The sequence below is a fragment of the Cupriavidus sp. HY129 genome (assembly GCF_059492215.1).
In genome coordinates this window covers 3,025,581-3,040,109 of record NZ_CP083254.1, presented here as the reverse complement: position 1 = coordinate 3,040,109, position 14,529 = coordinate 3,025,581, and the positions used below count along the sequence as shown (strand labels likewise).

Sequence of the window (14,529 nt, the reverse complement as noted above, 5' to 3'; positions counted from 1 at the left end):
GTATGCATTCGATATTGTTCTTGGATGGGGCGAGCGGAGGCGCCCTCTAGCCTTCCACGTAACTGCGCTCTATCAGCGGCTTGGCGCGCTCCAGGTCCGCCAGGGTGCGCAGTGTCAATTCGACGTCACCGGTGCCCCAGTGGCCGACCTCGCTGACGTCACGGCTGAAGCCGTCTTCCAGCGCGACCGACGCCGGGTCGAGCTTGAGCGTGATGAGCAGGCGGTTCGGATAGGCAATGACGCAGGCAAAGTTCTTCAGGCGCCGGAAGGCGGTATAGAGCTTCAGGCGTTTTTCCTGCACGTCGTCGCCCAGCGCAAGCAGAAGGCTGCACGTTTGGGCGTACAGGTCGCGAATCTCGGGCGTGGCCAGCGCGAGCTGCTCGTCCAGCGACTTGTCCTTGCCTGCCGCCTTGGGCTTTTCCTGCTCAGCGGCTATCTCGGCCGACGCAGGCTTGACCGCAGTGGCGTCCGGCACGCTCTGGGCGTTCACCAGTTCGAGCAAGAGCAGGTCGTCACCGAACAGCTTGTAGCGAATCAGCTCGATATTGCGCGGTATCTGCTGCACAGCGTGCTGGTCGTAGCGGGTGAAGTCGGCCGCGATGCACAGCAGGCGCGTGCCAGTCCACTCGATTTGCTCGGCGACGTCCTTGCCGAGCTTTTCCATCACCAGCCAGCGGAACTCTGCCTGGTGGTCCAGCAACCAGTCCAGGTAGAACAGCCCCTGGTTGATGACGTTCTCGTTGCTGTGACGCTTGTACTCGATGATGACGGGGCAGCCGTTTTCGTCCAGGCCCAGCGAGTCGATGCGGCCCTTGTGGGTCTTGCCGGTAGCATATTCGCTGGCAAGGAAACGCACGCCGAGGAAGGTTGGCATGTTCGCCTCGATGAGGCCCTGCAGTTGCTTCTCCAGCTTCGCGGCTTGGCTCGGTAGCTCGCTTGCGGTGCCGTTGGAGAGGCGGAACAGCTGGATGTCGCTCATGCGGCCAGTTCCTCTTGCTGTGCCATTGCGTCGCGCACGTCGATTTTTCCGGTCACGGCGGCGGCAATCAGCGCCCTGCGGCGCTCCTTGAGCAGGGCGATGGCGCGTTCGGCTTCAGCTTTGAGGCCGTCAAGCTTGGATGACTCTTCATCCACGAATGCAGCGATAGCGCACTGCTCACTGAGGTCCGGAACAGGAATCCGCAAACGTCCCAGCTGGTCGCACGTGATAGCTCCTTTTGTGCTGCCAGCACCCTCACTCTCAGTTCGCAGGTGGTTGTACGCGGCTTCCAGGACACGAAGGATGTAAGCCACAAAAAGTTGCTGCTCGTCCGGCTTTATATAGGCCAAGTGCTGGTTGAGCGTCGCGGTAAAGGCGAGACGCGTCGCCATGCCCCTAGTCTTGCCCTGTCCGGTAATGCCGACTAGCACTGCAGGCGGCTCAATGATGGGAAGATGGCATTCCTCTAATGCCAGTTGTGTCACGAACTGTTCCGCTTCCGTGACTTCATCCTGGTTCACCACTGAGCTATTGAGCCAAGGAAAACCATCGCTTGTCCAATAGGCCGGGTTATCGCGGTTGGGCGTGGAGCCATTGCCAATACGACCAAGTAGTTTGAGTGGGCAGGTGCGCCAATGCGCCGGCACCTTCCCCAGCCACGCTACGCCGGAATCCTTCATCGGCGCATTGGGGTTGAGGCCACGAGTAACGGCGTGCAAGATGGTGGCCTGGCGCTTTTCTGCCAGCAGGGTGAGGAGCTTTTCCTGCTCGTCAATCAGCGCGTCAATCTTGCCGGTCTCGCCGAGGAGGAAGTCGACTATGGACTGAGCTTCGGAAATCGGCGGCAAAGGGACTTTGATGTCGAGAAAATCGCCTGTGTTTATGCGTAGAAACGCAGTACCCATCCCTCGACATCTAGTAAAGAAGACGCCTGCCATGATGTCGGTACTAAACATTAAACTCAGGTATTGACTGAACCCCGGTTCCAGAAATTCAAAAGTGGCGTAATCCGGGCTCACTTTTCCGAAGTGACGAGATAGTCCAAAGACTCCATTCCACGCCTGCATCTTGTTCATCACAAGCTGCCCCGAATACACAAGTTTGTACTTGCCGTAATCATTCGATTCAGCAGCACCTTGCTCAAGCTGAGCGCGGCTTACTACGCCCAAGGACTTCGACAATCCAAGCAGTTCTGCCTCTCGGTCGCCGGCTCTCTCATCGGTCTCGCGCAGAAGGGTCTTTAGCCGAGGCATTTGCCAATGAGCCGGAAGTTGCTTCAACCATTCCACGCCACTGTCTCTGTACGCAGGAAATCTTGGGAAGCTCATTCCGCCAACTCCTCGAGCATCTTCATGATGTTGGCGGACACAGCCTTCAGTTCCTCGTCAATCTCGTGCAGGCTGCGCGGCGGCTCGAACACGTAGAAGTGCCGGTTGAACGGAATTTCATAGCCGACCTTGCTCTTCTCCTCATCAATCCAGGCATCCGGCGCGTGCGGCAGGACTTCACGCTTGAAGTAGGCGCCGATGTCCTCCGAGAGCGGCACGTTTTCGGTGTCACGCAGCGCGCTATCGGCCTGCGGCTTGCCCTTCTGCTTGCCTTTGGCGCCGAGCACGACCTGGCCGCTCTCGTCGCGCAGCGGGCGTTCGACGGAGATGGTGGTGTAACCGAAGTCCTCGTTGCGGAAGATGCGTGCGATGGGCACCCGTTTGAGCCGGCCACCCTCTGGCGTGGCGGGCGGGTTGTCGGTGCTGGCAACGAGTTGCGGCTCCCCAACGGGCTGGCCGGCGGCGTCGAACAGGCTAACGAGTTCGGCCTCGGTGAAACCGCCGAACAGGCGCGTCACCGTATCGATATGGTCGTTGCTCATCTCCTTGCGCTTGCTGCCTAGGCTCTTGCGCATCTTCTGCCAGAAGCTCGACGCATCAATCAGTTGGACGTAGCCCTTGCGGTCATCCGGCTTTTTGTTCGACAGAATCCACACATAGGTGGCGATGCCGGTGTTGTAGAACATGTCGGTCGGCAGGCCGACGATGGCCTCCACCAGGTCGTTCTCCAGCACGTAGCGGCGGATTTCGCTCTCGCCACTACCGGCGCCACCCGTGAAGAGGGGCGAGCCATTGAGCACGATACCGAAGCGGCTGCCGCCTTCTTGTGCGGGACGCATCTTGCTGATGAGGTGCAGCAGGAACAGCATTGAGCCATCGGACACGCGCGGCAAGCCCGGCCCGAATCGGCCGTCAAAGCCCTTTTGCTCATGCTCCGAGCGCACAGCCTTCTCGACCTTCTTCCACTCCACGCCAAACGGCGGATTGGAGAGCATGTAGTCGAACTTGCGCCCGGTGTGGCCGTCGTCGGAGAGCGTATTGCCCGAGACGATGTTCTCGACGGGTTGGCCCTTGATGAGCATGTCCGCCTTGCAGATGGCGTAGGACTCGTCGTTCAGTTCCTGTCCAAACATGGACAGGCGCGCGGCCGGGTTGTGGTCCAGCAAGAATTCGCTTGCCACCGACAGCATGCCCCCCGTCCCGGCGGTCGGGTCGTAGATGGCACGCACCACGGCATTGCCCGGCGTGAGCACATCGTCATCCTCGATGAACAGCAGATTGACCATCAGCCGGATGACTTCGCGCGGGGTGAAGTGCTCCCCGGCGGTCTCGTTGGAGATTTCGGCGAACTTGCGAATCAGCTCTTCGAAGACCAGCCCCATCTGGGCGTTGTCCACGGTCTCCGGGTGCAGGTCGATATTGGCGAACTTCTCGGTCACCAAATAGAGCAGGTTGGCCTTGGCCAGCCGTTCTATCTGGGTATAGAAGTCGAAGCGCTCGAAGATGTCGCGCGCGGCCGGCGAAAATCCCTGGACATACGCGTACAGGTTCTGCCGGATGTGGTCCTGGTCGCCCAGCAGCTTGACTAGGTCAAGTGGCGAGGTGTTGTAGAACTTGGCGTCTCCGACCTTACGCAACAGGAAAGGCTCGGCGTTGAGGCCAGCCTTGGTCTTGGCCTCGAACTCGGCCAGCACGGCCGTCTTGGTGGGCTCCAGCACGCAGTCCAGGCGGCGTAGCACAGTGAACGGCAGGATGACGCGGCCGTACTCAGATTGCTTGTAATCGCCACGCAGGAGGTCGGCGACGGACCAAATAAAGGACGATAGCGCTTGATGGTTCATGTGTCAGGAACGATGCCTGCTAATTGTGGGTAGCGATAGCCGGGCGCACATAAGTGAGGACTGACGTGCGATGCGGGTGTCGCTGCAAATGTGATGGATTTTACCCGGGTGGTAGCAGGTCAGGGGTTATCCCGGCTTCACTTGGTCGAGGTGGTCGGAGGCGTTGTGTGACGGTCACTCTCCAGCACCCCACCTCACCAACATGGCATTAAAAAACCCTTCCTATGAAAGAGTTCTCCGATTGGACGTCCCTCCGATGTCGATGCGATACGCCCCCTTCGGGGAATTTTTGAAATATCGAGGACCGCTATGTTTCCTTAAAATTCAAAAATGCGTAAGCGATGTTTTTACGCGGTACGCGCTCGTCACCGGCGAGTGAAATATTGACGGCCGTTTCATATTTACAGGCAGCAGGCAGTACGATAAAGTCTACGCATTGTAAAGACAAAGTGTAGGCAGTGCCGTTATGCACGAGCGAAAGACCGAGGCTATCAACTTGAGGATGTCGCCAACGACGAAGGAGCTCCTTCGTCTGGCAGCAGGGGCTGAGCGGCGCACGCTCTCCAACATGCTGGAGGTCCTGATTCTGGACTACTGCGAGCGTCACAGCATTCGCGCGGACGTTTTGCCTGAGGCGCCGGTTGATGCGCAGGACATCGAAGCTCGGTGAGCTTACTGGTAACGAGTTGAACATACACACGATTTATGGAGAAGAAAAGCAAGTAATGGCCCGTTCTCTAGCATATGAGCCGCGTTACGCTTTGAACGCGATTTGTCCCTACTTCACGATGTTTCCGCTGGAGTACCCGCTTCGGGTGCTGAAGAAACACAAAAAGGAAAGCGCGACTGTCATGGACCCGTTTTGCGGCCGTGGCACGACCTTGTTCGCTGCTCGAACTCTTGGCCTTGCTTCGAGGGGTATCGATGCTTCTCCTGTGGCTGTGGCAATTGCAAAGGCAAAACTGTGCAGAGTTAGCACGGAAGATGTTTTGCGGTTGGCCGAGTCGTTCATCGAAGAAGTGCAGCCTACCTCTGTGCCGGACTCGGAATTTTTCCAGCGCGCATTTAATAGCAGGGTCCTGGAGAAAATCTGTGCCATCCGTGAAGGACTTCTATACACGGAAGAGGAAACAAATGAGGTAGTTCTGTTGCGGGCTGCGATGCTAGGGTGCCTGCATGGCCCCATGAGTAAGAATTTGGCGGCCCAGTCGTATTTCTCCAACCAGATGCCTCGGACGTTCGCCTCCAAACCGGACTACTCCGTTCGTTACTGGAAGAAGAACAAGATTAAACCTCCGGCTGCCGATGTCATTGCTGTCTTGCGCCGAAAATTATCCCGGATTCAAGTGTCCGAGCCTCCGGAGGGAGTATCTCCCGCCTCGGTGATTTGGGGGGATTCGCAGCTTGAAGCAAATTTCGAAGATTCAATCCGAGATTTTTCCGTGGTGGTTACCTCGCCACCGTACTACGGCATGAGGACTTATGTGGAGGACCAATGGCTGCGGAACTGGTTTCTCGGAGGGGCAGACCACGTTCAGTATGGGAACGCTGTGCAGTTAGAGCACGGGGGAACAGAGGCGTTCGCAAAATCACTTGGCCTGGTATGGGGCAACATGGCACAGACGAAGGCAGACCGACTGGACATGTATATTCGCTTCGGGATTATTCCTTCTGCGCAAGTTAATGCGAAGTCGCTGATGCTCTCGTCGTTGGAGGAGTCGGGATTTCAATGGGAGGTTGTCTCGACTAGGGCCGCTGCTACCGCAGCTTCGGGGAAGCGTCAAGCTGAGCATATGGCAGCCAATTCGAAGGCTGCAATTGAATACGATTTTCACGTCAGGCGTACTTAAAAATAAAGGCTGTAAAAGAAATGAGCGCGACAACGTCACCATCAAAGAGGGTGTCAAAGAGCACAATGTCGATGTTTCTCCGCACGCATTGTGACAAAGAACTTTATCTATCACTCTTTGATAAAAAGGCAATGGCGATAGCCGGCTTGCCGCAGCCGGTCAAGCGCCCGGGAATCGGTATCTTGTCGGTGGAAGGGCGAGCGTTCGAGGTGGAAAGAAATGACCAGCTTGTCAGGATTTTTCCTGGGGTGGTCCAGTATTCGAAGGGTGCGAAAACCTACAATGATGTGGACTTGGCTGGTGCGTTGGGAAGAATCACTGCGACGCCAGCGATTATATTGCAGGCGAAATTCTCCATCAGCACCCAAAAAGACAGTGTGCTTCGGAACGTTGGGCTGAAGTCTGCCGACATTTCATGCATTCCGGACATTGCGGACTTCATTCCTGATGTGCTGGTCGTTCGAGCACCGGAAGACGGGGATTTCGAGATACTTCCAGACGGGAGCAGGCAATCTATTGTTGACTTGGTGGAGCAGCGGTTCGCGATTGACATTTTTGATGTAAAGCACACAAGTGAGGCTAACCCGAGTTATTGCGCAGAAATTGCGATGTACGCGCTCATGCTGTCAAATTGGCTGGCAGCACACCCAATCTACAAGGGGCGATTTTACGTAACGACAAATTCGTACCTGTGGACTCGTTTCAAGCAGGGGGATAGCGAGCTGGACCGATTGGAAAGAGCGGGCGGGGCTACCCCTGCCCAGCTGCTAAAGGGACTTGTGGCTGACTCAGAAGATGCAAACCTTCGGTTCTATCTGGCCGCAGTGCGACGATTTCTTGAGGACGTGGCTCGTGTAATCCGTGTTGCCGAATCGGCCCCGAGCAGTTGGAAGGACTTGGAATGGCATGTTAGCGGTTCGTGCGGTAGCTGCGATTGGCTTGGAGACAAGCGACATCTGAGCCGGGCCGACCATCCTGTCGTTGACGCCAATCCGGCTCACTACTGCGTACCAGAAGCGACCAATTCAGGGCATTTGTCCCTTATCCCAGGAATAACGAAGGGGGCCAAAAAAGTTCTCCAGCGCAATCTTGTGCAGACAGCGGTTGACCTTGCCGCCTCCGCTGGACACCCGGCCTTTCAGCAGCACACTGTCCTGAAACGTGACGCACGTCATCTGCCCTCCCGTTCCGCCGCCATTCTCTCAGGGGTCATTGGCAATGACCCTGGAGCGGCTATCGCCTCTCTAGCCAAAAGCGCAAACCTCCTTATTTATGCCAGCGTGAACTTTGATTCGAGTTCGGGCTTGCTCACAGGTCTCGCCCTCTCGGGCATCGCGACCGCTTTTCAAAGAGGGGTAGCGCCGCGTCGCTTTGTCGCAATTCCATATGTGGTCGACCAGAAAAGCCTGAAGGCAGAGTGGGTCGCCTTGGAAGGTTTCCTTAGCCAAATCGCTGATTGGATTGCGACTGCGGAGTCCATGGTGACAGGTACGGTCACCGGGCAAATTCACTTCTGGGAGGAGCGTCAGTTCAAAGAGCTCTGCAACGCGATGGGGCGACATCTTCCAAAGGTTCTCGCCTTAACGGATAGAAAGGCAAAGGCCTTGGCGTGGGTGTTCCCTGCAGAGGAGCTCATTGCGACTGCCGACTCACTCGAGGCGTCAACAATAGTTACGGTTGAAGATATCGTTCGCCGCATGGTGTTCACGCCAACCCCACATGTGGTGACCCTCTTTGACACGGCGGAGCACTTCCCATCCGGTCCGATTCAGACTGTTCGAGACCCCTACTACAGAGAATATCTGAGCAACGGGATTCCGCGAGAGCGCATCTACGAATTGTGGAGCGGTTCCGACCCGGTGAAGCGCGGAGCCACCTCCTACCCAAGAAATACGTTGATTCATCATTACAGCGAGGCACTGGCGAAGCAGTCGAAGGCGCTAGAGTCGATTTGCGAGAGGTTGCGCGCTGAGTACAGCGGTCACTTCAGAGCGAAATCAACACATATTCCGTCGTCGGTGCCGCGAGGTGCCAGTGGAGTTGCTTTTGACGGGAAGCTGTGGGTCTGGTGGGACAATTTGGAGTTTAATGCGTCGCAGCTTGAGGCACACATTTTGATGTCTCTGGACGGTGAGCACCTTGAGGCGTCGTACGAGGCGATACTGCTGAAGAACGGTTCCCCGGTTGCGCCCAGTGCTTCCGTCGCGCCCGGTGTGTACGACTTTGACGTACCTGCAAGTTCGACCGAGGCAAAGTTCAAAGAAGACGGCATGCTCACCCTAGGTAAGCTGGGGCGTCCCGGTATGCCGTTGGAGACAGCGAAAGCGCTTTTGAGAGTTGGTGCCCCCGCGTTCCCCGGTAGTCCCGAGGCACTTTCTTCGCCGCTCTGGTCTCAACTAAAAGCGAAACTCGTGAATTTTGACCGGGCTGCCGGGAAAGCGCGAGTTCAATTGGTCTGTGACATGGAGCCCAGGCTTGTCCCATATCTGGTTGCAAACTCAACCGAGGACTTGCTGCACGATGTATTTCTCCTGGAGCCAAAGAAGCCAAAATTCTTCAATTGGAGTCGATTCAGCCAGGAAATCCTCAAAGAAGTTGGAAGTCCGGCGATTGCGGTGCCAGACCCGAACGCGGCGAATGCGATGGGCATTGCGCCCTCAGCACGGCGCGGAGGGCGTGACCCGGTAAAGCCTATTGCTCGAGTCTTGTGGGATGCCCCGGCTTTAGAGCAAGCGACTGTGGCTTCTGCTGCTTCCTCTACGGCGATTGCGGCGTATGCCGCTTCTCAGCATGGTTTGAACGGCTCTCAAACCGCTGCGGTCCAGCACGCAGTGGAACGCGCGCTTACGGTCATTTGGGGGCCGCCAGGTACTGGGAAAACCAATACCTTGGCTGCTTTCTTGGACGTGATTTCGCATGATGCAAGTAGTGCCAAGAAGCCCCTGAAAGTGCTGGTCACCGGCCCGACGTACAAAGCCGTTGAAGAAGTGATGCACCGAACTGCAAAGTTCATTGCTAAAGGTGGAGCGACACCGGTTTCAATGTACTTCGGGTATTCGAGCGGCAGGAAGCCAAGCGCTGTGCCGACTTCGTTGCCGGCGACTATGAAGTATGTGCCGATGATTTTGGAGGACAGCGACGCGGACTATCAAGCTTGTCGCGTTGCTCTCCTAGACACTTCGGAAATTGTGATTATTGGATGTCAAATCCGGCAGGCTAGACGCTTCTCAAAAAGCCTGATGGGCTCCTATGTGCAACCTCTCTTTGATGTGGTTGTGATTGACGAAAGCTCCCAGGTGCCCGTATCGCAGGCGCTGTCGGCACTTTGTGGCCTGAAGGAAGTATCGAGGCTGATTGTTGCCGGAGACCATTTGCAGATGCCTCCGATAAGCTCGATTGATGCTCCCTGTGACGCGGCCTACCTGGTTGGCAGCATCCAAACGTATTTGCGAGAGCGACCATTTGGGAGCCGCGTACCAGAGTGCATTCTGGAGACAAATTACCGTTCGGCTGAGGACATCGTCGCATTTGCCAGAACTATTGGATATCCGTCGACGCTCACCGCTGCCTCACCAAACATCAGTTTGCACTTCAATGCGGCACGACCCAGTCAGTCGAGCTTTCCAGCAGGCTTGCCTTGGTGCGATGCATACGACCAACTGCTTTCGCCGGAAAGGCGCGTGGTTACGCTACTTCACGATGATGAAGTGTCGTCACAAGGGAATCATTTTGAAGCTGCAGCAGTTGCGGGCGCCGTGTGGCTGTTGCGCCAAGTTGTCAGCGCCGACTTAGATGGTGCCTCGAAGCCAGCGAATCATCGTCAGCCGACGGCGAAGGAGTTCTGGGAGAAATGCATTGGCATTGTGACGCCGCACAGGGCCCAGAGGGCTCTGATTATTAGGGAGCTGGAGAGGCACTTCCCCGGGGAAAAGAACCTAATCGAAGAAGCTGTCGACACCGTTGAGCGTTTCCAAGGCGGTGAGCGTCACACAATCTTCGTGACGTTCGGCGTGGGTGATACGGACGTAATCGGCGGCGAGGAAGCCTTCTTGATGCAGCTCGAACGAACGAACGTGGCGGTATCCCGGGCTATGGCTAAGTGCGTCATCGTTATGCCAAAGACGCTCGCGTCGTACATCCCAGAAGACAAAAAAGTGATTGCGACCGCCTTTGCGTTGAAGGACTACATAGAGGAATTCTGCAACGGTGCAGTTGATACTGCACTGGATTTAGGCAGCGAGAAGCGCTGGGCCCAGATAAGGTACCACTGCTAATCCTTGTGCTAGGTTGGCCCCGATGCGGCCGCCTCGGGTCGTCACCTTTTGAATGAGCCATTCGATTTGGACAAGATGTTTGCTTTCGAGGATATGACGTGGCAAGAATGATTCCACAACTGACTGAGGAGCAGCTCAGAGCGTTTCCGTCTCGCGCTGAAGCAAGGTTCTACGAGGCTTGTCGGGACCAGTTGCCAGCTGACCTGGTTGTAATTTACAGCGCAAATTGGATTTACCGAGATGCACGAGGTCGCCTCAGCGAAGGTGAGGCCGACTTTACTATCCTGTCGCCGCACGCTGGCGTGCTCGCTGTCGAGGTCAAGGGGGGAGGAATTACCTTCGATGCAGCTACGGGCGCGTGGCACTCCGTTGACCGATATGACTCGCTCAACCCTATCAAGGACCCTTTTAAGCAAGCGTCAAAAGAGCGCCATGCCTTGCTAGACCAAATTACTGGGAGTGCTTCGTGGCGGCAGTTTGGTGGGGGGCGCCTGACAATAGGTCATGCCGTAATGATGCCTGACATTGGAGACCCGACCCCGCTCCTGGGGCCGGACCGACCACGAGAGGTTGTCGGAGTAAATGCAGATATTCAGAACCTTGCGCCGTGGCTAGACAAAGTGATGCGCTTCTGGCGACATCCCGACGACGAGCCGATGGGGGCTAAGGGTGTTCGTGTCATTGAAGATATTCTCTGTCGGTCTATTGATGTTCGACCCATACTGCGCTCAGCTGTTGATGACGTGGAGCAGCAACGCATACGGCTAACAGCGAATCAGGCTAAAGTATTTCGAGTAATCGGTGGCCGTCGACGTGCCGTAGTGTCAGGCGGAGCCGGCACGGGAAAGACGGTGCTCGCCGTAGAACGAGCTAGAACTCTGGCAAGTATGGGGCTGAGTGTCCTATTGCTGTGCTACAACCGGCCGCTAGCTGACTCGCTCGCAGTCGCACTTCGAGACCAGCCGTTAATTCATGCGAAGAGCTTTCATCAGCTCTGTGACCAACGTATTAGGCAAGCGGTCCAAAACGGGCATGACCTTCTAAAAGAAGCCATCAAGGCTTATCCGGGGACAACTGAGCAGCACCGCTTTGATGTCCAGATACCATACGCGTTGGCGTTGTCAGCAGATGTTCTCGGCGAGAGGTTTGACGCAATTATTGTCGATGAGGCGCAGGACTTTAGCGACGAGTATTGGCTTGGGGTCGAGCTGCTCCTCGGCGACCCGAAGACCGGCTATCTGTACATCTTTATCGACGAAAATCAAACACTCTATCCTCGACGGTCGAAATTGCCCGTTGCGGATGAGCCCTTCTACCTAACCAACAACTGCCGCAATACTGCACCAATTCACGAGACAGGTTACTGCTATTACCAGGGTAGTCCCATCGACCCGCCAGAGCTGGTCGGTCAAGACGTCATATGGACTGCACTTGAAAAGGCGGATGCTCAGGCGGATGGAGTAGCCAAGCGGGTTCATCAGTGGACTCAGGTCGAAGGAATCAGACCTGAGGACGTGACGGTGTTGGTGGCAAAGCGGCCCAAGACACAAGTGTATGAGCTCTTGAAGAAGCGCTCAGAGTTGTCGGGTGCACAGTGGGTTTTTGAGGTTCATGGGCAGGACAAGTGTGTTTTGGTCGACACCGTCGCAAGATTCAAGGGCCTTGAGGCTCAAGCTGTAGTGCTTTGGCTCGGTGATGAGGTCGTCACCGAAAAACTGTGGGAAACGGTGTACGTGGGAACGACGCGCGCCAAGACGCTTCTTGCCGTTGTCGCTTCGCGTGAAACAGTGAAGGCTCTCCGCGAAGGCAGCTCATAGATACTGGGCTCCTACGAGGTCGTTGACGCAATGTGAGAACGATGTCAGGCAGAGCGAGTTGGCGTTCCCGCGCCCTGTCTCGCTCCTCGGATAGTGGCAGCCGGCATCGGAGACTGCGCTACTACGAGCGTTTGATAAGGTCCGCCAGTGTTGTGCGCAGTCTGGCTTGTACTGGGTGGGCGCTCAGGCCGGTATCGGGGGCGCAGGCAATGAAACGGGTGTCATGTTGACTGGCTGCGACCACGGTAGGATGGTCGTCGATGGCGAGCCACGTTGTCAGAGTGCGACGCCGTGCCTCAGCCAGAATCTCCTCGACACGGGACGTTCCCCAAGTTTCCACCACGCCGGCAAAGCGGGGCGCCAGCGGGCCGAGCACGCGTCTCAGGTTGTCGTCGTCGAGCAGGCGCCGCCAGTCTGAGCTCACGACGATGCGAACCTCGGGGTAGGGCGCCAGGATGTCGACCAACACCGGTAACCAGGTGAACAGGCGCGGGTTTGCCATCAGGCGGCCGCTACCGTCGAGGGCCGGCTCGTCCGCCGAGTGCAGGACGCCATCGAAATCGAGAAATAACACACGCGACTCGGCCACGCCCTCTCCTTGGGTAATGTTCCCGACAGTATCGCAACTTCCGTCGCCGCCTGCCGGGGTGGCTACGGGGACGCCGCAGCAGGGACGCCGAAGCAACCCCGGCGCCGTCGAGGTCCTGGCTGGGCATTCATGTCCCCCGAGTCTTAATGCTGGGCGGTGCGCGTCCCGGATGCGCTCCGGCAGGGGAAGGCAATGACGTTGGTGCTTTGCGCAGGAGGGGCCGCCGGTGCCGGCGCGCGCGTCGCCGCCTCGGCGAACTTTGGCTGCGCGGCCTCGGGGGCATCGGCCATAATGTCGGACACCGACAGTCCCTGGCCGGGGCGCAGGCGCAGGCGGCCGCGATGGACCTGGGTGGTCGAGCGCTGCCCGCCGTCGGCAAACGCCGCGTCGAGCCGATGGGCCAGCTTGGTGGTGCACAGGTGTGAGTAGCGCAGCAGCATGCGCACGTCACGGTGACCGCTGAACTCCTGTAGGTCGACCAGCGAGAACTGCCCGGTCTCGGCCGCCTGGCTGATGGCCTCATGGCGCAGGTCGTGAATGTGCAGGTCCTCGATGCCGGCGCGCTGACAGATGCGCGCCCAGGCCTTCTTGAGCGCGTCTTCGGACAGCGGGAACACGCGGGAATCCACTCGGGCATCGGTATGCGGCAGGGCGTCCAGCAGCTCGACCAGTTCGGCGCGCAGCGGCAGCTTGCGCGGCCGGCCGTTCTTGGTCTCGGGCAGGTAGACCGTGCGCGCTGCCAGGTCGACGTTGTCCCACGTGGTGTTCAGGGTTTCGCCCCGGCGCGCGGCGGTCATGGCCTGGAAGTGGACGAAGGTCTCGTACAGCGCGACATGCTCATAGTCTTGCGCCGCCTGAGCGCGGCAGTCGGCTAGTGCTGCCTTGATGCGATTCTTCTTTTGATAGACGGTTGGGCGCGATTGGGCCTCTGACCGGGCGTTCTCCATCAACGCCTGGGCGCGTAACTCGATGGAGCGCAGCCGGTCTTCCTCGACGGCGGCGTCGAGCAGCCGCTCCCATTCGCCGGCTTTCAGGCGCCGGTCGCGTTCGTTGAAATAGCGCGGGCGGCGCACGCCGGTCATCGGGTTGTCGTCGACGCGATATTTCCAGACCCTGACCGCGACGTTGCAGATGGCCGACAGCACGTCGATTTCACGGTCGACGGTGGACGGGGCCACCACGTCGAGCCGGTCGCGGATGTAGCCCTCGATGTCCATGGTCTCAACCGTGGCGAAAGGCTTTTCCATCCACTGCAGGCCAGTGGCCGGCACGCGCATGGCGCGGCGGGCTGTACTGGCGCGGCCGGTGGCTTGCTTTTCCTCGTGACGCTGCGCGTCGCGTCGGGCCAGGTTGCCTTCGAGGTCGTCGAGCCAGCCCTGGCATTTGTAGCGTTCGACCTTGGCCCAGCCCTTGTGCTTCGGACCTTCCTCTGCCATGTAGCGGCCAATCAGGTCGGCAAAGGTCACGTTGTGGGCCTTGGTGTAATCGCGGAAGAGTCCGCGTTTGCGCTCCTGGCGGATGGTCTCGACCAGGTCGTCAGCCTCGGCGAGCGAGTGGACCGTGTAGTTCTGGTCCGGGTAGCCCTTCTGCCGAATGCGTACGAGCAGGGTGTCTTCGAGTTGCGTGAGTTTGGGCTTGTAGCCCTGTGCGCGCAGTTCGGCACCGTACGCTTTGGCGCCGGCGAGCTCGGTGAAGGGGAAGGTGCGTAGGAGGGCGTCGTTGTTCTTGACGGCGACGACGTACTTGCTGCGGTTCTCGATGGTGGCCACGAATTCGGTTTCCTAAAGGTTGATGGAAACCTGTGAAGCGAATGGTTTTAGCCATTCGTCATGTGGGCCCGAAGCGACGCGG

8 protein-coding genes are annotated in these 14,529 nt (G+C 57.8%); 3 read left to right on the top strand and 5 right to left on the bottom strand.

Annotated features, from left to right (window positions below; all coding sequences use genetic code 11):
- Nucleotides 1–46: 46 nt before the first annotated feature.
- The 3 genes from K6G35_RS13920 to K6G35_RS13910 are packed head-to-tail and all read right to left on the bottom strand — an operon-like array spanning nucleotide 47 to nucleotide 4,148.
- Nucleotides 47–979, bottom strand: a complete 933-nt coding sequence (locus K6G35_RS13920) for a DUF5655 domain-containing protein (protein ID WP_495675850.1) — start codon at nucleotides 977–979, stop codon at nucleotides 47–49.
- On the bottom strand, nucleotides 976–2,268 hold the full coding sequence (locus tag K6G35_RS13915; protein WP_495675849.1) for a restriction endonuclease subunit S: 1,293 nt from the start codon (nucleotides 2,266–2,268) through the stop codon (nucleotides 976–978). Before K6G35_RS13915 ends, K6G35_RS13920 begins: the two co-directional genes overlap by 4 nt.
- A 35-nt stretch (nucleotides 2,269–2,303) precedes the next feature.
- Nucleotides 2,304–4,148: a type I restriction-modification system subunit M gene (locus K6G35_RS13910; protein ID WP_495675848.1), complete on the bottom strand. Its 1,845-nt coding sequence runs from the start codon at nucleotides 4,146–4,148 to the stop codon at nucleotides 2,304–2,306.
- Nucleotides 4,149–4,792: 644 nt separating this feature from the next.
- Here K6G35_RS13910 and K6G35_RS13905 point away from each other — a divergent pair.
- From K6G35_RS13905 to K6G35_RS13895, 3 genes are all read left to right on the top strand, one after another.
- Entirely contained in the window at nucleotides 4,793–5,998 is a 1,206-nt protein-coding gene (locus tag K6G35_RS13905; protein WP_495675847.1) for a DNA methyltransferase, read from the top strand.
- 65 nt (nucleotides 5,999–6,063) lie between these two features.
- Nucleotides 6,064–10,272 carry an AAA domain-containing protein gene (locus tag K6G35_RS13900; RefSeq protein WP_495675846.1) on the top strand — a complete coding sequence of 1,403 codons (4,209 nt, stop codon included), beginning with the start codon at nucleotides 6,064–6,066 and terminating at the stop codon, nucleotides 10,270–10,272.
- A gap of 107 nt (nucleotides 10,273–10,379) precedes the next feature.
- Nucleotides 10,380–12,089 carry a nuclease-related domain-containing DEAD/DEAH box helicase gene (locus K6G35_RS13895; RefSeq protein WP_495676354.1) on the top strand — a complete coding sequence of 570 codons (1,710 nt, stop codon included), beginning with the start codon at nucleotides 10,380–10,382 and terminating at the stop codon, nucleotides 12,087–12,089.
- Nucleotides 12,090–12,210: 121 nt separating this feature from the next.
- Here K6G35_RS13895 and K6G35_RS13890 read toward each other — a convergent pair whose 3' ends face one another.
- Entirely contained in the window at nucleotides 12,211–12,678 is a 468-nt protein-coding gene (locus tag K6G35_RS13890; RefSeq protein ID WP_495675845.1) for an HAD domain-containing protein, read from the bottom strand.
- A 143-nt stretch (nucleotides 12,679–12,821) separates the two neighbouring features.
- Nucleotides 12,822–14,447, bottom strand: coding sequence for an integrase (locus K6G35_RS13885; RefSeq protein ID WP_495675844.1), 1,626 nt, complete (start codon nucleotides 14,445–14,447; stop codon nucleotides 12,822–12,824).
- Nucleotides 14,448–14,529 lie beyond the last annotated feature (82 nt).